Source organism: Streptomyces sp. NPDC058008 (assembly GCF_042886395.1).
In the GTDB taxonomy this organism is placed as follows: Bacteria; Actinomycetota; Actinomycetes; order Streptomycetales; family Streptomycetaceae; genus Streptomyces.
In genome coordinates this window covers 39778-59275 of the sequence record NZ_JBHVQX010000043.1, presented here as the reverse complement: position 1 = coordinate 59275, position 19498 = coordinate 39778, and the positions used below count along the sequence as shown (strand labels likewise).

General features: G+C 69.5%; 19 protein-coding genes. 10 read left to right on the top strand and 9 right to left on the bottom strand.

Annotated features, from left to right (window positions below; genetic code table 11):
• Window positions 1–317: 317 nt before the first annotated feature.
• Window positions 318–665 (top strand): transcriptional regulator, encoded by a 348-nt coding sequence (locus ACFVS9_RS31365; RefSeq protein ID WP_389937861.1) that lies wholly within the window; start codon window positions 318–320, stop codon window positions 663–665.
• Window positions 662–1333, top strand: a complete 672-nt coding sequence (locus ACFVS9_RS31360) for a nucleotidyl transferase AbiEii/AbiGii toxin family protein (RefSeq protein WP_389937858.1) — start codon at window positions 662–664, stop codon at window positions 1331–1333. Before ACFVS9_RS31365 ends, ACFVS9_RS31360 begins: the two co-directional genes overlap by 4 nt.
• A gap of 525 nt (window positions 1334–1858) precedes the next feature.
• Here the strand turns inward: ACFVS9_RS31360 and ACFVS9_RS31355 are convergent.
• The gene (locus ACFVS9_RS31355; protein WP_383113248.1) at window positions 1859–2977 is read right to left on the bottom strand and encodes a fatty acid desaturase family protein; all 1119 of its coding nucleotides are present in this window, start codon (window positions 2975–2977) and stop codon (window positions 1859–1861) included.
• Window positions 2978–2984: 7 nt separating this feature from the next.
• Complete coding sequence (locus ACFVS9_RS31350; protein ID WP_389937881.1) at window positions 2985–3995, bottom strand: ferredoxin reductase; 1011 nt, start codon at window positions 3993–3995, stop codon at window positions 2985–2987.
• A 131-nt stretch (window positions 3996–4126) separates the two neighbouring features.
• On the opposite strand from ACFVS9_RS31350, the gene ACFVS9_RS31345 reads away from it, so the two are divergent.
• Together ACFVS9_RS31345 and ACFVS9_RS31340 are read left to right on the top strand one after the other, a co-directional pair.
• A complete protein-coding gene (locus ACFVS9_RS31345) occupies window positions 4127–5266 on the top strand; it encodes a PucR family transcriptional regulator (protein WP_389937855.1) in 1140 nt (379 codons plus the stop codon).
• A 258-nt stretch (window positions 5267–5524) separates the two neighbouring features.
• Window positions 5525–5863: a thioredoxin family protein gene (locus ACFVS9_RS31340; protein ID WP_389937852.1), complete on the top strand. Its 339-nt coding sequence runs from the start codon at window positions 5525–5527 to the stop codon at window positions 5861–5863.
• A 336-nt stretch (window positions 5864–6199) separates the two neighbouring features.
• Here ACFVS9_RS31340 and ACFVS9_RS31335 read toward each other — a convergent pair whose 3' ends face one another.
• Together ACFVS9_RS31335 and ACFVS9_RS31330 are read right to left on the bottom strand one after the other, a co-directional pair.
• Complete coding sequence (locus tag ACFVS9_RS31335) at window positions 6200–6421, bottom strand: hypothetical protein (protein WP_389937849.1); 222 nt, start codon at window positions 6419–6421, stop codon at window positions 6200–6202.
• Between the two features lie 322 nt (window positions 6422–6743).
• A complete protein-coding gene (locus ACFVS9_RS31330) occupies window positions 6744–7475 on the bottom strand; it encodes an XRE family transcriptional regulator (protein WP_389937846.1) in 732 nt (243 codons plus the stop codon).
• A gap of 290 nt (window positions 7476–7765) precedes the next feature.
• On the opposite strand from ACFVS9_RS31330, the gene ACFVS9_RS31325 reads away from it, so the two are divergent.
• Window positions 7766–8089, top strand: a complete 324-nt coding sequence (locus ACFVS9_RS31325) for a hypothetical protein (protein ID WP_383113243.1) — start codon at window positions 7766–7768, stop codon at window positions 8087–8089.
• Between the two features lie 529 nt (window positions 8090–8618).
• Here the strand turns inward: ACFVS9_RS31325 and ACFVS9_RS31320 are convergent.
• Window positions 8619–9350 (bottom strand): alpha/beta fold hydrolase, encoded by a 732-nt coding sequence (locus ACFVS9_RS31320; RefSeq protein WP_389937843.1) that lies wholly within the window; start codon window positions 9348–9350, stop codon window positions 8619–8621.
• Window positions 9351–9508: 158 nt separating this feature from the next.
• Between ACFVS9_RS31320 and ACFVS9_RS31315 the strand changes: the two genes are divergently transcribed.
• Together ACFVS9_RS31315 and ACFVS9_RS31310 are read left to right on the top strand one after the other, a co-directional pair.
• Entirely contained in the window at window positions 9509–9904 is a 396-nt protein-coding gene (locus ACFVS9_RS31315; RefSeq protein ID WP_389937840.1) for a winged helix-turn-helix transcriptional regulator, read from the top strand.
• Window positions 9905–10117: 213 nt separating this feature from the next.
• Complete coding sequence (locus ACFVS9_RS31310; RefSeq protein ID WP_383113240.1) at window positions 10118–10429, top strand: NIPSNAP family protein; 312 nt, start codon at window positions 10118–10120, stop codon at window positions 10427–10429.
• A 232-nt stretch (window positions 10430–10661) separates the two neighbouring features.
• On the opposite strand, the gene ACFVS9_RS31305 is transcribed toward ACFVS9_RS31310, so the two are convergent.
• Window positions 10662–11027, bottom strand: coding sequence for a DUF6193 family natural product biosynthesis protein (locus tag ACFVS9_RS31305; RefSeq protein ID WP_389937837.1), 366 nt, complete (start codon window positions 11025–11027; stop codon window positions 10662–10664).
• A gap of 531 nt (window positions 11028–11558) precedes the next feature.
• Between ACFVS9_RS31305 and ACFVS9_RS31300 the strand changes: the two genes are divergently transcribed.
• Window positions 11559–12392, top strand: a complete 834-nt coding sequence (locus ACFVS9_RS31300) for a PIG-L family deacetylase (RefSeq protein ID WP_383113238.1) — start codon at window positions 11559–11561, stop codon at window positions 12390–12392.
• Between the two features lie 262 nt (window positions 12393–12654).
• On the opposite strand, the gene ACFVS9_RS31295 is transcribed toward ACFVS9_RS31300, so the two are convergent.
• Window positions 12655–15066, bottom strand: a complete 2412-nt coding sequence (locus ACFVS9_RS31295; protein ID WP_389937834.1) for a PA14 domain-containing protein — start codon at window positions 15064–15066, stop codon at window positions 12655–12657.
• A 391-nt stretch (window positions 15067–15457) separates the two neighbouring features.
• Between ACFVS9_RS31295 and ACFVS9_RS31290 the strand changes: the two genes are divergently transcribed.
• Together ACFVS9_RS31290 and ACFVS9_RS31285 are read left to right on the top strand one after the other, a co-directional pair.
• Complete coding sequence (locus tag ACFVS9_RS31290) at window positions 15458–15538, top strand: tryptorubin family RiPP precursor (protein WP_389937878.1); 81 nt, start codon at window positions 15458–15460, stop codon at window positions 15536–15538.
• Between the two features lie 126 nt (window positions 15539–15664).
• On the top strand, window positions 15665–16714 hold the full coding sequence (locus ACFVS9_RS31285) for a cytochrome P450 (RefSeq protein ID WP_389937831.1): 1050 nt from the start codon (window positions 15665–15667) through the stop codon (window positions 16712–16714).
• Window positions 16715–16783: 69 nt separating this feature from the next.
• Here ACFVS9_RS31285 and ACFVS9_RS31280 read toward each other — a convergent pair whose 3' ends face one another.
• Window positions 16784–17566 (bottom strand): polysaccharide deacetylase family protein, encoded by a 783-nt coding sequence (locus ACFVS9_RS31280; RefSeq protein ID WP_383113235.1) that lies wholly within the window; start codon window positions 17564–17566, stop codon window positions 16784–16786.
• Between the two features lie 335 nt (window positions 17567–17901).
• A complete protein-coding gene (locus ACFVS9_RS31275; RefSeq protein WP_383113234.1) occupies window positions 17902–18501 on the bottom strand; it encodes a hypothetical protein in 600 nt (199 codons plus the stop codon).
• Window positions 18502–19498 lie beyond the last annotated feature (997 nt).

Here is a 19498-nt window from a genome sequence, read left to right as displayed (position 1 = left end):
GCCCCATCCGTGCCCAGCGGAGCGGACAACAGCGGTCATGTACGGCGCCCGGAGACCACTCCAACCGCGCACGTCTCGACCAAACATGCAGGTCAGAGCCAATACGGTCGTTCGAGAACCGTTGATTCCCAAGCTCAGAGCGCGAGTTCGATTCTCGTCACCCGCTCCATGCAATAGCCCCAGGCCAGCGGCCGGGGCTTTCTTGTTGGCAGCTTCGCAGCTGGCGGAGCGGCCACCGGCCGGACCCGCCTCGTGCCCACAGGAACGTTGTCTGCGGACCAAGCGGCTCACTGCCGAATTTCCTGGATAATCGACGTATGGCATCACAGCCCGGCCTTGCCGATCTCCGCCGTGCCAAGTTCGCCCGGCGCCTGCCCGCAGCGCTCTCCGAGCTTGTCGGTCCCCAGCATGGCCCTGTGCGTCTGCCGCTCCATGTTGCGTGGTCAGGGCTGACCACCTTCGACCTCGACCAGCCCCGGTTGCGGATGAGCTACTACCGCATCGTCCTCGCCGAGGGTCAGCACGACGACCTGGTCCAGTACCTCGATCGGGACCTTCTCGTCGGCCTGTGGCCCACACTGCGCACACTGGTCAGCAGAGATATCCGTGAAGTCTGGGAAAGTACTTTCAGCGAGCTGGGCGGCAGCGCACGGACCGCTGCGTGAACCTCACCGGCCTGCACCGCCGCTTGCTTGCAGACGTACTCGCCGTGGGCGGCGCGTACCCCCTCGCGCTCACCGGCGGCTACGCGGTCCAGGCGCACGGCCTGGTGGACAGGCTCAGCCAGGACCTCAATGTTGCGACCGAGAACCCAGATCGAATGGAGGACATCGCTACCGTCGTGCGTGCCGGACTAGAGCAGCGCGGGTGGAGCGTAGAAGCTCTGGAGGCAGACCCGCTGTCCGCGCGCTTGATTGTGACCGACCCTGCCAGCCACGAGGAGTGCGAGGTCGACATCCTCAAGGAAGCACTCTGGCGGCCGCCCGTACATACCGAGCACGGCCTGGTCCTGTCCCTGGAAGATGTCGTTGGGACCAAGGTCCGCGCACTGGCCGACCGCGGTCTCGCCAGGGACCTGATCGACGTACAGGCCGCTGCGAACCGCTGGAGCCATGCCGAACTCGAGGAACTCGGACGGCGCCATGCCTGCGACTCCTTCCATCTGAGCGAGCTCCAAGCGCGACTCGGTGGAGCCGACTGGATCGACGACACAGAATTCGCCGCCTACGGACTCGACGAGCAGGCAATCACCGGGCTGCGGCAGTGGGCACAGGCATGGGGCGACGACATCGGCGAACGACTCCAGGAGCTGGAAGCTCCGCACGAAGACTGATGACTGCATAGAGACCATGCGCCAACAGGATGCACATCAGGCTGCTCAGACCTCAACGACCGTGCCCCATCCGTGCCCTTCGGAGCGGACAGCAGCGGTCAAGAGCAGTGCCCAGAGACCGCGCCAACCTCGCCCCACCCAGACGAAGATGCAGCTCAAAGGCACTTTGACTGCCCAAGCCCCGTTGATTCCCAAGCTCGGAGCGCGAGTTCGATTCTCGTCACCCGCTCCATGAAAAAGCCCCAGGCCAGCAGCCTGGGGCTCTCTTGTTGGCCCGGAGCGGAGCGCGGGTGTCCCCGACCGGCTTCGGCCGCCAGCCGGCCGGGGGGTACATCAGCCCACATAGGGCCTGCTGCGCCGCCCCCGGCCGTGCGTGTATCAGCGGACTTGCTCATGACACTGTCGCGTCTGTCCGGCGTGCGCTCACCGAGCTGTAGGACCCGGGCAGCAGGGAACTCCACCGGCCGAGTAGGCCGTCGTGTCGCAGCAGTGACGTCACCGAGGGCCGGAGGTGCGGCCGGGGCGTCAGGCGGCGATGAGGTCCTGCTCACGGTCCGGCGTTCCGACCTTGGGCTGCTTGTTCGGCAGGGCGAGCCGGAAGACCTTGTGCCACGCGGAGAACACCTGCTTGGGCAGCGGGCCGGTGACGTACTCCAGCTCGTACTTCTCGAACAGCGCGCGCACCTTCACCGCGACCTCGGCGTACCGGTTGCTCGGCAGGTCCGGGAACAGGTGGTGCTCGATCTGGTGCGACAGGTTGCCGGTCATGAAGTGCATGGCCTTGCTGCCGCTGATGTTCGCCGAGCCCATCATCTGGCGCAGGTACCACTGGCCGCGTGTCTCGCCCGTGATCGACCGGCGTTCGAAGACCTTTACCCCCTCGGGGAAGTGCCCGCACATGATCACTGAGTGGGTCCAGATGTTGCGGACCAGGTTCGCGGTGAACGTGGCGGCGAGCGTGGTGAGGAATGAGGGGCCCGAGAGCAGCGGGTGGATCACGTAGTCCTTGAGCACCTGCTTGCGGATCTTGCGGCCCACGGCCTTGGCCCGCGCGCGGAACTCCGGGTTCTTGCGGCGGCGCTTGTGGAGGTTCTTGCCGAGCTCCAGGTCGTACGCGGCGATGCCGTACTCGAAGAAGCAGGCGTTGAGGAAGTTCCACAGCGGCTGGCCGAGGTGGAAGGGGTGCCACTTCTGGTCCTCGTCGACGCGCATGATGCCGTAGCCGAGGTCGTTGTCCTTGCCGATCACGTTGGTGTACGTGTGGTGCAGCTCGTTGTGCGAGTGCTTCCACTGATCGGACGGCGAGACGTGATCCCACTCCCAGGTGGTGGAGTGGATCTTCGGGTCGCGCATCCAGTCCCACTGGCCGTGCAGGACGTTGTGGCCGATCTCCATGTTGTCCATGATCTTCGCCACGGACAGCCCGGCGGTGCCGATCAGCCACGCGGGCGGGAAGATCGAGAACAGCAGCACACCCCTGCTGACCAACTCCAGCTTGCGCTGCGCCGAGATGATCCGCCGGATGTAGGCGGCGTCCTTCTCACCGCGGTCGGCGATCACCTCGTCGCGGATGGCGTCCAGCTCGCGGCCCAGTTCCTCGATCTGCTCAGCGGTCAGGTGGGCGGTGGGGTCGATGGCGGTCAAGGTGCTCCTACCGTTCGATGTCGCAGGGGCCCGCCGCGGCGGACACACAGGTCTGGATGAGGACGCCCGGCTCGGCCTCGGTGATCTCGCCGGTACGCAGGTCGCGGACGGCGCCGGCCTTGAGCGGCGTGACGCATCCGAAGCAGATGCCCATACGGCACCCGGAGGGCATGAGCACGCCGATCTCCTCGCCGATGTCCAGCAACGGCGTGGCACCGTCCGCGGCGATGGTCCTGCCGGTGACGCTGAACGTGACCTCGCCGCCGTCGCCGGCGACGACGATGCCGGGGCGGAAACGTTCGGTGTGCAGGCGCTCACGGACGCCGTGCTCTCTCCAGTGCTCCTCGGCGGCGTCGAGCAGACCTGCGGGCCCGCACGCCCAGGTCTCGCGCTCGGCCCAGTCGGGCACGAGCTCTTGGAGACGGGCGATGTCGAGCTTGCCGTCCGTGTCGGTGTGCACCTCGGTGAGCCGAAGCTTCCTGTCCGCGACCAGGCTGTGCAGTTCCTTGCGGAAGATCACGTCCTGAGGCTGTGGCGCGCAGTGGACCATGACGACGTCGTCGAGTTCGGTGTCGCGCAGCATGCCCATCACGGGCGTGATGCCGCTGCCGGCCGTCAGGTAGAGCACCTTGGCGGGCTTGGCCTGCGGCAGGACGAAGTCACCGGTCGGCTGATCGAGCTGGATCAGCGTGCCCGGTTTCGCTCTGCGGACCAGGTGGTTGCTGACCTTGCCGTCCGGGATCGCCTTCACGGTGATCGTGACACGGCCGTCCCGGCGGTCTGTCGGCGAGGTGATGGAGTAGGCACGCCACAGGCGCACTCCGTCGACGTCGACCCCGACCCTCACGTACTGGCCGGCTGTGTGGCCGCGCCAGCCCCGTCCCGGCCTGATCACGACAGTCGCGGCGTCATCGGTCTCGGAGCGCACGGCCTCGATGCGCCCGCACAGGTCAGCGCCCGCACGCAGCGGGCTGACCAGGTCGAGGTAGTCCGACGGCAGCAGCGGCGTCGTGACCATCTCCAGCAGTTTCCACGCCCCACTGCGGAGGGCTCCACTCGTCATGGCTCCAGCTTGCTGCGCCTCCAGGCGTAAAGTCCTGACCACGGGACGTAAATCTGGTCGACTGAATTGTTCACAGGGAACAAAAAATGAGCTATGCAATCCGGAGAGCCAGCGAACTGACCCTGGATGAGGCGACGGTCACCGCCCTTCGGACCGCGCTCAGGACCACCGCCGACGAAGTCGTCCAGGCGATCATCGACGAGGTTCCTCCCTACGCCCATGCCTTGTCGGGCCGTATGGGCGCCACCATCCGCAGAGCCGTCCGCACCGCCCTGGGGCACTACCTGGACCTTGCGAGCGGGAATGCCACGGGCGGCGACGCCGGGGACGCCGCCTACGAGCTGGGCCGCGGCGAGGTGCGCGACGGCCGTTCCATGGACGCCCTGCTCGGCGCCTACCGCGTCGGCGCACGGGTCGCCTGGCGATGTCTGGCAGCGGGTGCCGTACCCGCGGGTCTGCCCGCCGCCGAGGTCGCGAAGTTCGCCGAGCTGACCTTCGCCTACATCGACGAGCTCTCCGCCGCGAGCGCCGCGGGCCACGCCGACGAACTCGCCGCCCGGGGCAGAGCCCACGAGCGCCACCTGGAACACCTGGCCCGCGACCTCCTCGCCGGCGCGGGCCCGGACGTGCTGCTGGCCTCCGGCCAACGGGCCAGGTGGCAGCCTCCGGTTTCACTGACCGCCGTCCTGCTGCCCGCCGCCCAGGCCCGGCCCGCCTACCGGACACTCGACCCGAGCACCCTCGTCCTCGACGATCTGCCGGATGCCACCGGTGTACTCCTCGTCCCCGACGCCGACCGGTCACGCCTCCTACGGCAGCTGACCGACCGCGCCGCCGTGGTCGGCCCGGCCCGGCCCTGGACCCGCGCGTCCGCCTCGTACGCACGAGCCCTACGCGCGCGCTCCCTTTCCTCTGACATTCGCGACACCGAGGACCACCTGCCCGACCTGGTGCTCAGCGCCGACGTGGACGCGTTCGCGGACCTGCGCGCACGGGCCCTCGCACCGTTGCAGACCCTGCCTGCCGCAACCGCACGACGGCTGGAGGAGACGTTGCGGGCGTGGCTGCTGCACCAGGGCAGGCGGGACGAGGTCGCGGCGGCGTTGTTCGTCCATCCCCAGACGGTTCGATACCGGATGTCGCAGCTGCGGGAGCTGTTTCCCGATCTCGCCTCACCACACCGGGTCCTCGAACTGACGCTGGCGGTCGGTCTCCGGGTCCGCTGACGCGTCACCCGTCCACCGCCGCGTCCGCGAGCGTCCGGAGATCGTGCTCGCTCCCGGTGCCGAACCGCTATGACCCCGGAAACGGCATTCCGGTCGTCGTGACAAGGGGCCGGGCCCGCTCGTCCCGGGGACCACCGCCGTCCCGCGACAGCCCGTACCTCCCTCCCGGCAGCCGGCCGGACGACCGGCCGGGGCCGTCCTGGCACACCGCGCGGGGGATGATGGGATGGAGTACGAAACCTGAGGTCAGGAGCTCCCATGACACAGCTGGTTCACCGACCTCGTGAGGACGCGGAGTTCGATTTCATCCTCGGGAGAAGCAAGGTTCCGGTTCTCACCTACTTCACCGGGGCATGGCCCAAGGCAATCGAACCCTGTCGGGCGATGGATCTCGTCGCGGGCGACATCGCCGCCGCCTACACGGGCCGCCTGATGGTCGTCCGCACCGACATCACGCGTTGCCCGGCGGCAACCGAGCGATACGGGATCACCGGAGCCCCGTCCTGCCTCCTGCTGAAGGAGGGAGCGGCGGTGGCGCACAGCACGGGGCCCATGACCATCGACGAGATACGGAAGTTGCTGGACGATCACCTCTGAGCGGCCGCCGCGGCGCCCGGACCGCCTCTTCTCGTCGCGTTGGCTCCGGGTGAGTGCCTGACTGCGCGGAGACGCAGACGCACAACAGCGGACGAGCGTGGAGTCCGCGGACCATCAGCGCAGGTGAACGACAAGTCCCCCAGGGCGCCATGTCTGCCCTAGTTGCTTCGGGACGAACAGGTCAGCACTCAACGCCATGCCCGATCCGTGCCCGGAGGGGCGGTCAGCCCCGGTAGATGGCGGGCGCCGAAAGGGGTCTGCCCCGGAAGGCCCCTCGACGCCCGCCGTTGCTGGTCGAGGCGGCACAAAGAGCTGGAGGAGCGTCGCTTCCCAAGCTCAGGTGAAGGGGGAGATCTGCCGACTCGCCAAGTGCTCGAGAGTGGCTTCGACGCACGCTTCGACGGACGACAGGTCAGTCCTGAAGAACCCCTCCGCCCCCAGGACGCCGCCGGAGACGATCACCATCCAACGGTGCCCCTCCCCACGCTCGCCGTCAGCCTTGAAGACCACCGAGCATCCTCGCCCGGCCAACCACTCCATGAGTTCCTCGATGTCCACGACCGCCCCCCCCTTCCGAACCCGTCGAGGACGAACCGTAGTGCACCGGATTCGCACCGGAATGACCGGTCAACAACGGTCACCACGAGCCGCTCGGGCCCTACTCAGCTCACTCTGGGTGGAGCCGTTTCCGCAGTTCAGTGCCTCGGTTCCCCTCAAGCGATCCGTGATTTCCAAGCTCAGAGCGCGAGTTCGATTCTCGTCGGCCGCTCCACGATGACGGCCCAGGCCGGCGGCCGGGGGCTTCTTCGTTGTCTGGACCACTTCAGACGTCGCACACCAGCTCCGCACCGCTCCAGCAGTCACGGACCTCATCGACGGCTCAGGCAGTGACCGGGAGGCCCCTCGTCCAGAGCTCTTCGGCATGCTCGACGAACCGGTCGAACATCCCGCCGTCACCTTGGCGTCGCAGGTGGAGCAATGGTGAGTCGTGTCCGACGAGCCTCGCCAGGTGCGGCGTCACCATCACCTGCTGATCGAATCGGAACACCGACAGGGATACGTGATTCGCCGCATCCTCGTGGCTGCTGAAACGCGCCTCCAGGCCGTCGGCAGGACCCAGACGCTCCAGGTGCTCCATGGTGATGCGGATGCGCGTGGAGACGCTGAGAGCGACATTCTCGACCGTCTCGCGCTGCCTGGTCACCTCGCCGTCCGGATCTCCGATCAGGAAGCGGACGCGGCACCCCGCATCGATCTTTCTCCGAAGGGTCTCGACGAAGGCCGGCTGCTCGAGCCAGAAGAAGTAGTTCGTGTACCCGGCCAGGCAGATCTGCTCCGTCGCGCGTTCGACCAGTTCACCCCACACGGTCGACGGACACGCAGACCGATAGGGATATGCCTGCACGAGCTCTCGGTCGTGTCCCGACTTCACCCGGTCCTGCACAGCCTTCGGCCAGATCATCTGTTCATCCACCTTCAGCGCCTGACAAGCGTCCGTACGATTCCTTGCGTGGGGTAGCAACTCGGCGTCCGCCAACCACCGCTCAACGGTCTTGGGCGTCACCCCGATGCGAACCGCAAGGCCGCGCGGCGACAACCGGGCATCCGACATAGCCGACTTCCTGGACCGTAGCGGCAGACGACCCAACTGTCCGTGGAGTACGCGGAGATACGTCCTTCAGGGGTGGCCACCCTCGACACCATGAAGACCCCCGAAGCCGCAGGCTCCACGCCATTCGAGCCCCTCCTGCTGCCACCCCCACCGCCGGCACCCCTCGGCTGCGACGTCTGCTCCGACCTGGTGGAACTACGGCAGACCGCCAGAGCCGAAGGAGACTACTCGCGCGCTACTGACGCCTCCGTGCTGATCCGCAGGCACCCCCATGCAGATGAAGAGGTCCGGTGACCGGCGTCGACCTCCCACGATGGCGCGAGCACCACGCAGCCGCCGTGACGGCGAGCGAAGAGTTGAAGACTGCCCTCGCCGGCCTGGGCATCCAGGAGCGCCACTACCGCGGCATCCGACCGGCGGTGACCTCCACCGGCAGGCCCTACGTCTACCTCGGAATCATGAGCGCAGCAGACGTCGAATCGATCATCACAGCGCTTCAGCATTCCCCCACAGGCCCAAACCGCCGCGAGGACCGGGCCACTGACACGACGTCCCCCGAGGCCACGGCAGCAGAAAGGCAGGTGCCGCCCCGAGCTCAGAAGTGCGACGCGTGAGAGCACCCTCCCGGGGAGGCGACAAACCTTTCTCTACTTCATCAAGGCGGCTCGCACCGCTCGCCGCGCGCTCCCCGGCTACGCCGGTCGCGCGGCTGAAGCAAGCACCAGGGTGGGGAGAAACCGCGCTGTGGCTGGGGCGGTCGGCTCCACGGCTTCAGCCACCTACCCACCGCCGTCGCACCGGACGCGAGCCTCCCCTCCGACCGCTGAAGCCGCTCCCGGCACCGACGCCGCCTGCCCGCGCTCGACCGCCGGAGCCTCCCACGCTGCTCTCTCGTCAAGCGGCGCGCTGAAGAACCGCCCCGCTCAGCGCGGCTTCGGCTGCCCGGGGCGGAACGGCCTGCACCTCGTCAGCCATCGACCGGCTCTCGGGGGACGTCGCGGTCAACGACAGGGGAATGGCGGACTACGACCTGCCCACTGCGGCGGACACCGCACGCCCCTCGGACCCGCTGCCGTCGGCACCCCGGACGACCTCTGACCGTGGCGTCCCGTCTCGCTCGCTACCGCGGTCACGGTCCGGACGCTAACGAGGAGCGGATTCGAGCAGCAGTTCACTCAGGTCCGACGGCATGGTGATCATGCAGTCGTGGCCGGTCGGCAGGTGCCGTATACGTGCCGGGGAGCCGTTGGGCTGTGTCGCGGGGACCGGCCGCCGGACGATGCCTTCCGGCTCTGCGCCGACACAGTGGATGTGCGTACGCGGAATCGAGTCCACGGCCGGGTTGTCCAGCCGGACCGGTTGCCGCAGGCAGCGCGCCGGCTGGTCGGAGAGCATCGCACGCAGCCATGCGATGTCCACCGGGTCGGTGACCCCGAACAGGCCGAAGGGCGGAGGCATCTCGGGCAGCGGCGGGATGCGCCAGCCGTTGTCGGACTTCTCGGCCAGGTCGATGAGGTTCTGGGTCATGGGCTGCACGTCGACGGCCGTCTCGCCGTGCTCCGGGACCATCGCGTCCAGGTACACCAGATGCGCGATCCGCTCCGGCACCTCGTTGGCCACGGACGAGACGACCAGCCCCGCGTAGCTGTGGCCCACGAGCACCACCTCGCTCAGGTCCTCCTCGTGGATCAGCTTCAGGACGTCCTCGACGTGGGTGTCGAGCCCCACCTCGGGGCCGAGCAGGTGTGCCTTGTCGCCGTATCCGGTCAGTGAGGGCGCGTACACGCGGTGTCCGGCCGACTCCAGCAGGGGGACCACCCGCTCCCAGCACCGGCCGCTGTGCCAGGCGCCGTGTACCAGCAGAAAAGTTGCCATGAGGGGATTTCTCTTCCTCTTCGGGGTGTGACGGCACGGGAACATGACGGTTCCTGTTTGTGCCTCGGTACTCTTTGGGAACCGTCATCATCGTGCGGCATCTGCCGCACCCCGATCAATAAGGCACATTTACGTGCCCTGGTTCTCTGGAGGTAACCATGAACGGCACAGCGGACGGCGAGCCGCGGGCAGCACGGTCGGAGGACCCGTGCCAGGCCCGTGAAGTGCTCGGCATCGTCGGCGACAAGTGGTCGCTGCTGATCGTGCGCAACCTCAGCCAGGGGCCGCGCCGCTTCACCGAACTCAAGCGGGCCGTGGACGGGATCAGCCAGCGCATGCTCACCGTCACCCTGCGCGGCCTGGAACGCGATGGGATCCTCACCCGGACCGTCCTCAACGTCATGCCGCCGCACGTCAGTTACGAACTCACCCCGATGGGCAGGACCCTCCGCGAAGCCGCCGCGCCCCTCCTGGAGTGGAGCATCGCCCATCTGACCCACATCGACACCGCCCGAGCCGCGTACGACGGCCGCCCCGACACCCCGCCCGCCTGACCCCACTCCGCGGCCGGACCCGGCGATCATGGTCGGCCACACAGCCCGGAGGGCACGTCTGACCCTCGTCACCCGCTCCACACCTCCGACGTGAAAGCCCGGGGCCCGCGCGCTGTCGGCTCATGGGTGTCCGCCGGACCCTGTCCGTGCCGGATGGTCCGGCCACAGCCCCGGTCGCACCGAGGGGCCCTCGTGACACGGCATCATGCGGGCATGGTCACCATTCACCTCACGTACGAGATCGACGCCGACAAACTCGATGATTTCGAGGAGTACGGCCGCCGCTGGGTCCGGCTCGTCAACCGGTTCGGCGGGACGCACCACGGCTACTTCCTGCCGAGTGAGGGCGACAGCGACATTGCGTACGCCCTGTTCTCCTTCCCCAGTCTGGCCGCGTACGAGCAGTACCGGTCGGACAGCATGTCCGACCCGGAGTGCCAGCAGGCGTTCGAACTGGCCCGTGAGACCCGCTGCATCAAGCGCTACGAGCGCCGGTTCCTCAGGCCGCTCGACGACCTGTCCTAGGCATACGGGGCATGAGGGGCATACGCCACGATCCGCCGCGCGGCTGTACCGGCACTTCGGTGACCGTTGCTGTCGAGGGCCAGCATGCCATGCCCTGAGCCCCGCGGCGCACACCCCCGCACGGACATCCCACGCGCGACTCGGGCCCTCTCCAGCCCCAAGGCGGCACCGTTCACCGAGCGGGCGGCCAGGGCGGGTCGGACCTGTCGCGTCCTCGCTGCCGCGACGGATTTCAGGACGGCCGGCCCGCTCCGTCGCCGCCCGTATCCGGGGGCAGGTGCGCCACCACCAGGGCGATGGCGTCCTCAGCCGTGCTCACCACTCCGAGGCGGGTGATGTCGGCCGTGTAGACGCTGTACGGCGGTTCGCCCAGGACGACGTACGGCAGATCGTCGACCGGGGGCTCGTACCACGGAGGCGCGTCACGGCAGAACTTGAGCGTGCCGTGGGTGTGGAAAGGGAAGAACCTGCGCAGTCTGGGTTCCGCGTGTGCGGCGGCCGCGACGGGCGGCAGTGTGTCGTCGAACCAGCCGCGGGTACCTGGCCGGCGCTCCAGCAGCCATGTCCACGCGGTCTCGACGTCAGGGGCCTCGGGCATGGTCGTACGATCCCGCATCCGGCGGGCCGCCGGCAAGCTCTCCCCGTCCGTGCACCCCTGCGATGCCGCATCCATGGCAACCGCAGCGTCCTCGCACCCACAGCCCAGCAGCACCCACAGCACCCACAGCACCCACAGCGAACGGCGCCAGGTGGGGCGGGGGGGCAGGGCCAGGATCACGGCGGGCGAGGCCTCCACGTCTCCTCGGCCATGACGGCCGGGCGCCGCCATGACGGCCGGGCACGACCGGGCGCGGCCGTGTACCGCAGCGCCTGCGGGCCGTCGTGTCCCGGCACCGGGCCCACGCAGGGTGTCCGGATCCACGAGGAGACACGCGCCTCCGGAAGCGCGGGCCGCCGGTCCGGGAACAACCGGTCGGGCCGGCAGGGTTCCAACCGAGGGACCGGCGCCGCACGCGGGGACACGGAGGCGACCAGGCCGTCCGCCCCCACCAGGATCCGGGCCCGGGACGCGGTACGCCCGCCGCGCACTCGGACCGAGACGTAGTTTTCTGCAGGAGGACTGTTTTCCATGACTGACCGGCCCCTGACGCTCATGGCGGTACACGCCCACCCCGACGACGAGGCCACCGGAACCGGCGGGGTCCTCGCGCGGTACGCGGCGGAAGGCATCCGCACGGTCCTCGTGACCTGTACCGACGGCGGATGCGGGGACGGACCGGGGGGTGTCAAGCCGGGCGATCCCGGGCACGACCCGGCGGCCGTGGCCCGGATGCGCCGCCGCGAGCTGGATGCGAGTCGCGAGGTCCTGAAGATCAGCGACCTGGAGATGCTCGACTACGCCGACTCCGGGATGATCGGCTGGCCGAGCAACGACGCCCCCGGGTCCTTCTGGCAGACCCCCGTGGAGGAGGGCGCCGCCCGGCTCGCGGAACTCATGCGGCACTATCGCCCCGATGTGGTCGTCACCTACGACGAGAACGGCTTCTACGGCCACCCCGACCACATCCAGGCCCACCGCATCACGATGGCGGCGCTGGAGATGACCGCGCTGACACCGAAGGTGTACTGGACCACGATGCCCCGCTCGATGATGCAGCGGTTCGGGGAGACCATGCGCGAGTTCGGGGAGGACATGCCGGAGCCGGATCCCGCGGAGGCCGCGGCGATGGCCGAGATCGGTCTGCCCGACGACGAGATCACCACCTGGGTGGACACCACCGCGTTCAGCGGTCAGAAGTTCGACGCGCTGGCCGCGCACGCCAGCCAGGGCGAGAACATCTTCTTCCTCAAGATGGGCAGGGAGAGGTTCGGTGAGCTGATGGGCACGGAGACCTTCGTACGCGTCAAGGACGCCACCGGCGCGGCCACACCCGAGACCGATCTCTTCGCCGGCCTGCGCTGATCCCACCCACCCGGTCCGGCCCCGGCGCGCGAGCGCGGGGCTCCTCGGACGCACCGGGCCGCCTTCGCCCGTCCCGGCCAGAGGAGTCGCCGGCCCCGGGCCGCCTCTCCCGGTCCCGGTGAGAAAAGCCGCCGGCACCGGGCCGCCTTCCCCCGTCCCGGTCACAGGAGAGGGAGCCGGACGATCCCGGGAAGGTGACCGGACCGGAAGACACGGAAGGGGGCCGGAGAATTCTCCGGCCCCCTTCCGTGTCCGGCCTCCGTCAGAGCCAGGAGTCCCAGATGCCGTACGCCGTCGACCGGGTCGCGGCCTCGGCGCCCGTGGCGTCCAGGCGTACGACGCGGTAGTAGTACAGACCCAGCGGGTCCTCGTTCACCGTGAGGTCCATGAAGGACGAGGCCGAGCCCATCGCGCCCTCGGCCAGGGTGACGTAGGCGGCCGTGGCCGGGTCCCAGCGCTCCACGCGGTAGCTCGCGAAGCGTGAGCAGTCCCCGAGGCCGGAGCTCTCGGAGCAGCCGACGTACAGGTTCGGGTACTGGCCCTCACGGACCTCGGTCCCCGTCCAGCCCGGCGGGCGGGTGTCGGGCAGGGTGACCTGGACCTCGGCGGGGTGGAGGACGTCCAGGGGCACGTCGTCGTGCAGGAGCCGGTCGTCCGTCGCGGCCACCTTGTAGACGTGGGTGGCGCCGTCATGGACAGTCGGGCAGAGGATCTCGGTCCTGGCCATGGAACTGCTGGTCCAGCAGTTCTCCTTGAAGACCGTCTCGCCGCTCTCCGGGTCCGTGACGCCCTGCCACACGTGGTAGCCGGTGACGTCGGTGTCGGCGGGCGGCGTCCAGGTCAGCCGGACACCGAGCGGGACGGGTTCCGCGCTCAGGTCCTCCACCGGGGCCGGGCGTTCGGTGTCCGGGGTGGTCTCCGTGGCGGCCGGGCCGGGCGCGGAGTCGTGCCCGTACCGGTCCGTCGTGACGACCCGGTACTCGTACGTCGTCTGCGACGCGCCCTGGACGTCCCAGCAGGTCCCGTTGACCTGCTTGCGGGCGGACAGCGGGGCGTCGGAGCCGGCCCAGGTCCAGTAGGTGGCCGGGTCCGACAGCGGCTGGTCGTGCGAGGTGAACGGCTTGCACTTGTCCACGGTGCTGGTCTCGCCGGTGGCGGTGTCCGTGCGCAGGATCCGGTACGTGGGGAGCGGCTTCTCGTCGACGGTCCACGGGTCGACGCTGCTCCACGCGACCATCACGCCCTCGTCGAACCTGACGGCGGTGGTCTTGAACGCACCGATCGACTCCGGCCGGTCGGCCATCGTCAGCGTGATCCCGGCGGGCGCGGCCGCGTTCCCCTTGGCGTCGACGGAGCGCACCGCGTACCGGTAGCTGTCGGCGACGGCCGCCAACTGGCGCGGCACCACGTCGGTCCGCGCTGAGGTGCCCTCCCCGGGCCGGGCGTCGACGTAGCCGCCGGTCGCCGGGTCGTACTGGAGGACCTGGTACGAGGCGGCCCCGGTGACGGGCGTCCACACCAGGTGCGGCACGCCGGCACGGTAGTCGACGCGCACCTGGGTGACGGCGGCCGGCGGGGTCAGGTCGGGGGTGGTGAACGTCCTGGCGGCCGAGTACGCCGACCAGTTCCCGGCGGCGTCCCGGGCCCGGCCCCGGTAGGTGACCTTGCTGCCGTCGGCCGGCTGGCCGGTGTCGCAGATCGCGCCCTTGGCGCCCGAGTAGACGGTGTTCCAGCGGTTCGTGGCGGTGTCGAGACGCTGCATCTCGTACCAGGCGATGTCGGCGGCGTTCTTCGCGGTGGTGACCAGCTCGGGGGCCGCGTAGGGCCGGCCGGCCGGGCAGGCGTCCCATTCGAGGAAGGGCGCGGCGGGCGGCGTCCTGTCGATCGTGGTGACGAGCTTGTCGGCGCTGCCGCCGGAGGCGTTGCCCGCCTTGTCGACGGCTCGGACCTCGTAGTAGTAGCCCGCGCCGGTCTTCGGCAGGGTGCTGTCGGTGTACGACGTGGCGGTGGTCGTCGCGAGCGGCTTGCTGCCGTACGAGGATCCCTTCAGCCGCCGGAACACCCGGTAGTTCGCGAGGTCCATCTCCTTGTTCCTGGCCCAGGTGAGCCTGGCCGCACCGGTGGAGGTGCTGTAGGAGACGGCGGTGCCCGTCGGGACGAGGGGCTTGACCTTGTCCACACCGGCGGACGTGCGCGGTGTGTAGGCGAACCTGACGTTCGCGGGTCCCGTCCAGTTGACGAAGTCGACGCGGAGCGTGTGCTTGCCGCTGGGGACCGTCACGTTGACCGTCTTTCTGACGGTGGCCGAGACGTTCTTCCACAGGCTGACCTTGCGGGCGCCGTCCAGGTAGACCCGGATGCCGTCCTGGGCGGCGACCGTGAACGTGAAGGGTCCGCCGGAGCCGAAGTCGCGGGTCACCGACCAGCGGACGCCGAAGTTGTCGGACGGCACCCCGGACACGGGTGCGCGGGTGCCCCAGTTCTCGTCGATCGTGGAGTCGCAGTCCTTCTTCTTCGGTGTGCCCGAGAACGACGTGTTCGCGAAGACCTGCCGTGTGAAGACGGGGGAGGCGCAGTTCACGGCGGCGGAGGCGGGTACGGCCGCGGCGTGGAGCACTCCGCCTGCCGCGGCCAGGACCAGGGCGGTGGCGGTGGTGCGTCTGGCTGGGTTCATCAAGTCCTTCAGTCCTGTCCGGCGACGTACGTCGATACAGACGTCGCTGAACAGGACCGCCCACGGGTTCGATTGGTTGTACGAGTGGGGCGGGCCCCGGTCGCCCACGGCGGTTCCGGCCCGGCCGTCCGGGGTGGGGACCGCGGTGTCCGGCGCCGGATGTGCGGGGCGGGGGCCTGGTACGGCGGAGTGCCGGAGGGGTGCGACACGGCGGAGCAGCCGGTGCTTCTCGCCAACTCCGGTGCCCCCGGCGCCTGTCGGGCTTTGCCGCCGCCGGTGGTTACCGCGCCGTCCGTCGGGGTAGCTTCCGCGCGTTGTCGAAGCCGTGGATCACTTCACGGCTCGCCGGTACCGCCGGGACGTGTCACGTCCCCCGAGAGGAGGTGCAGTGATGAAGCTTCTCTTCGCCATCCGTAACAAGGTCGCGGCCACCAAGAGTCTCAAGGCGAACGCCTGGTACATCTGGTACTGAGGGCGCCGCCGCCGCTCGGCTGCGGAGACATCGTTGTCCGGCACCCCGCCTGCCCAGGTGGCTGCCGGACAACGCCCGGCCGCGCGGTCTCCCGCCCGGCCCCCTCCCTCCCGCACCGGAGCCACGATGCCGCCGCCATCAGCAGTGCGCCCGCGCACCACCGTGTTCTCGCCCCGTCTGGCCGCCCTCCTCGACGACCACGTGGGCCAGGACGTCTTCCGTCTTGAGCCGGACACGATCGGGGTCGCCGGGTACGAGGTCGCCGACCGCGTCCTGGCCGCGCGCCGGGCCACCGAGACGGAACGCCCCACCTTCAAACCGCTGCACGGGCACTCCATCTCCCGTGGTGAGGCGTCGGGCGTCACCCGCACGATCGGCAACGACGTGCGCGCAGCGCTCGCCGGACCCGCACCACGGGACGTGGACCTCTCGGGCTCCTGGCCGTCGAAGGGCCACCTCTTCCTGCGGGACCTCATCCTGGGGCAGGACCCCTACCGGCTGCGCCTGCTCATGAGCCGCAACCTCGAACTGACGCCCAAGCTCACCTGGACGGTCATCGCGCTCGGCGCGGCCCTGCCCGGCTGGCCCCGGCCCGGCGAACGGCTCACCGGGCTCGCGGGGCGGGCGGCGGAGGCCACCGGCTACCAGGGGCGCCGCTACGCGATGGGCATGTACCGCAGGGCGGCCGCGCCGGTCTGCTTCACCATCTCGACGCTCGTCGCCAACGCCCTCTGGCTCGGCTCACCCTTCGACGACAGCACGCCCAACCGGCACATCATCCACGAGTCACTGCGCCTGCTGCCGCCCTCCTGGAACATCCTGCGCAACGCGTCGCCCGAGTACCCCGCCGTCGACGACCGGATCGGCGAGCACGACGACGTCCTGCTGCTGCCGTTGCTGTCGCACCGGGACCCCGGTCTGTGGGACGACCCGGACAGCTTCCGCCCCGAGCGCTGGAAGGACCTCGACCCCGACACCGCTCCGGGCTACCTGCCCTTCGGGCACGCGTCGGAGCGCTGCTGGGGCCGGCACATGGTGCTGCCGCTGGCCGAGCTGCTGCTGGACCTCGTCCGCGGTGCCGGGCTGGTGGTCGATCCGGCCCAGCGGGTCGGAAAGGTGCCGCTGCTGGGCCTGTTGGGCGTGGAGGACGTACGGCTGACCCACCACAGGGCGTGACGGACGGGCCCGCCCGCCGGGCAGGGGCCCGGGCCGGGGCGGATCAGCGTCCGGAGGGGAAGGATCCGCTCACCGTACGGGGAAGCCGAAGGTGTACCCCTGCTCCTTCAGCCAGGGCAGGACCTCGCGCAGCGCGGCCACCGTCTGGGAGCGTTCCCCGCCCGCGTCGTGGAAGAGGACGGTCGGCCCGTTGGAGATCTCGCTCTTCACGGTGGCGACCATGGTCTCCACACCGGGGTGTTCGAAGTCCTTGGAGTCGACGTTCCAGCCGAGCGGACGCATCCCCCGGGACGCGGCGAGCTGACGGCTGTACGGGGTGAAGGCACCGCCCGGGGCCCGGTAGTACTGCGGCCGGACACCTCCGGAGGCCTCCGTGATCATGCGTTCGGCGTCCAGGATCTCCTGGGACTGGTAGGCCTCGGGCTTGGAGTCCATGGCGGTGTCGTGCGTGATCGTGTGGTCGCAGAGCCGGTGCCCGTCCGCCACGACCTGCTTGACCAGGTCGGGGTAGGCCTTCGCCTGGGTGCCCACCATGCAGAAGACGGCCTTCACGCCGTTCTCCTTGAGCAGTCGCAGCACCTGCGGCGTCCAGACCGGGTCCGGTCCGTCGTCGATGGTGATGTTGACGCCCCGTGCGCCCTTGTCCGACGCGTGCACGATGTCGGCCGCCACCTCGGCCACGGCCCCGTCCCCGGACCGGCCGTCCGGCACCGAGGCACCTGCCTGCGGCTGCCGGGCACCCGCGGGGTCGGCCTGCGCGGTCCACACCGACGTGGCGGCGGCCAGCGCCGTGATCCCGAGCCCTGCCGCGAGGAGCCGGCTGTGCCATCCCTTTCCCTTGTGCTTCGCCATGTCCGCCCGCCCCTTTGCTGATTCCGCCGTCGCCGTGCCCTCATCAAGCCACACGAAGGCCCCCTGACGGTGCCTCTGTTACCGATCGCGGACGAACCCGCAGGGGGCCGGCGACAAACGCGGGGATTCCGCGACAGAGACGGGGCCCGACGGGCCCCAGGAGGCACCGGCGACAGGCGCTGAGCTGCGGGTTCCGGCCGGACGCCGCTCACGTCACGGCCGGGCCGCCGGCGGGTTCGCACGTCCGGGGTGGGCCCGTGCCCCGCACACGGAGAGGAGCCCGTCAGCAAGCTGACGGGCTCCACCGGGAAACCGCGACTCGACCTGGGATCAGGTCAGATCGTCGGCGTCTCGTCCACGATCTCCTTGTGCGGCTCGACGATGAACTTCCAGCCCTCGCTGGGCTCCAGGAAGCGCACGCGGGTCGGGTAGATGTCCATGGCACGGCGGTCGCGGTTCTGACCGTTCGTGTTCTTCCGCCCGCGGGCCGGCTCCTCGTACAGGTCGACCTTGACGTCCGGCACCGCGGCGGTCTCCTCGCTCCAGCGCTGGACGATCCCCGCGCCGAACGCGTCCCGGGCGGCGGCGTAGAGCGCCTCCAGGGACTCCTTGCCCCCGTCGGGCACGAAGAGGGCGAGGTTCAGGAGGACACCGGCGCTCCGGAGGACCTCGATCTCCTCCCCCGCCTTGTCGGCGACCCAGATCCCGCGCTCCTCGGCATTGTCCGGGAGGACGTGTATCTGCTCACCGAAGATCGTACGCGCGACGAAGGACCCTCCCTCGAAGTTCTTGCCCGGCTCCGTGAGGAAAGCCGGGGCGTAGCAGTCGAGAGGAAGGCCGTCCATCTCTGCCGAGACGAAGATTCCGTCCTGGAGGCCCAACTCCGAAACCTCTCCGGCCGTAAGACGTCGAGCCGTGACCTTCTCGGTGTTCACGCCATTCCCCTTTTTTCGCGGCGTCCTGTAAATCCGTTGGGACTATATCACGAAAACCGACACCTGATCCCTTTCACATACCTTCATGCCCACGACAGTGCAGCCAATCCACCGATTAATTCCATCCGATAGGAAAGGGGACAAATCTGCTCGCGCCACGGGCGGCGCGGCGACGAGCGGCGGGCGGACCGGACGCCGCCGCGGCCGGACGCTCGCCCAACGCTGTGACCTGGTCGGGAGTTGTGGCATCGAGTGCCTTCCGCGACGAGGTCACCGGCGGGCGCCCGAGCCCGGCCGACGGCGGCACCGGCCGCCGGCGCCGGAAGGAAAGGCGCCCTCGGGGGCACCCCGCCTCTCCCCTTTCACGCAATAGCGAATAGCGAGGGTACAGGGAAGGAAAAAGCCATCGGACCGCACCGCGGGCCCGACGGGAGCGCTTTTCCGTTCACGGCCGGGCCGGTCATCCGCTCGCCATGGGATCCACCCGGAACACCGGCACCGGATGGTGAATCCGTCGGCGTGCGGAACATCGGAGAACGTACGTTTCGAATTCAGAGGCGTACGAAATGCAAATCCGGAAACCGGGAAAGGGCGGACCGCCGGTGCGGCCCGCCGTCGGGGCGAGGGGCCGCCTCCTCGGGCCGGACGGCGACCCGATCGCCCCTCCGCCCCCGGAGCGCCGGTCCCGCCGTCCGGCCCGGCGGACGGGGCGCTCCCGGCGGCAGGCGGACCGCCACGGAGACCGTCCGTCTTCGCCGGTGACATCTGCAAGCACGGCGACGCGCACGTCCGCCCCGGCCCGCCGACGCCCGGTGGGAACACCCTGGGTAACCCCCACTTCCGGGGTTCGTCAGGTCCGTGTAACAGGGCGCCATGACGCTTGGGACGGCCGTTGCAGGTGTGATCAGATGACGGGAGCCCGGACAACCTCCGGTGCGCACCAGTGCTTTGTGCGGTCTGCATCCACGGCCGTGCCGGGTGCGAGGCGTATCACCTG

Coding starts and splice junctions, on each gene's coding strand:
- ACFVS9_RS31365 (WP_389937861.1), top strand. CDS start 318: ATGGCATCACAGCCCGGCCTTGCCGATCTCCGCCGTGCCAAGTTCGCC.
- ACFVS9_RS31350 (WP_389937881.1), bottom strand. CDS start 3,995: ATGGTCACGACGCCGCTGCTGCCGTCGGACTACCTCGACCTGGTCAGC.
- ACFVS9_RS31345 (WP_389937855.1), top strand. CDS start 4,127: ATGAGCTATGCAATCCGGAGAGCCAGCGAACTGACCCTGGATGAGGCG.
- ACFVS9_RS31340 (WP_389937852.1), top strand. CDS start 5,525: ATGACACAGCTGGTTCACCGACCTCGTGAGGACGCGGAGTTCGATTTC.
- ACFVS9_RS31330 (WP_389937846.1), bottom strand. CDS start 7,475: ATGTCGGATGCCCGGTTGTCGCCGCGCGGCCTTGCGGTTCGCATCGGG.
- ACFVS9_RS31320 (WP_389937843.1), bottom strand. CDS start 9,350: ATGGCAACTTTTCTGCTGGTACACGGCGCCTGGCACAGCGGCCGGTGC.
- ACFVS9_RS31315 (WP_389937840.1), top strand. CDS start 9,509: ATGAACGGCACAGCGGACGGCGAGCCGCGGGCAGCACGGTCGGAGGAC.
- ACFVS9_RS31310 (WP_383113240.1), top strand. CDS start 10,118: ATGGTCACCATTCACCTCACGTACGAGATCGACGCCGACAAACTCGAT.
- ACFVS9_RS31305 (WP_389937837.1), bottom strand. CDS start 11,027: ATGCCCGAGGCCCCTGACGTCGAGACCGCGTGGACATGGCTGCTGGAG.
- ACFVS9_RS31300 (WP_383113238.1), top strand. CDS start 11,559: ATGACTGACCGGCCCCTGACGCTCATGGCGGTACACGCCCACCCCGAC.
- ACFVS9_RS31295 (WP_389937834.1), bottom strand. CDS start 15,066: ATGAACCCAGCCAGACGCACCACCGCCACCGCCCTGGTCCTGGCCGCG.
- ACFVS9_RS31290 (WP_389937878.1), top strand. CDS start 15,458: ATGAAGCTTCTCTTCGCCATCCGTAACAAGGTCGCGGCCACCAAGAGT.
- ACFVS9_RS31285 (WP_389937831.1), top strand. CDS start 15,665: ATGCCGCCGCCATCAGCAGTGCGCCCGCGCACCACCGTGTTCTCGCCC.
- ACFVS9_RS31280 (WP_383113235.1), bottom strand. CDS start 17,566: ATGGCGAAGCACAAGGGAAAGGGATGGCACAGCCGGCTCCTCGCGGCA.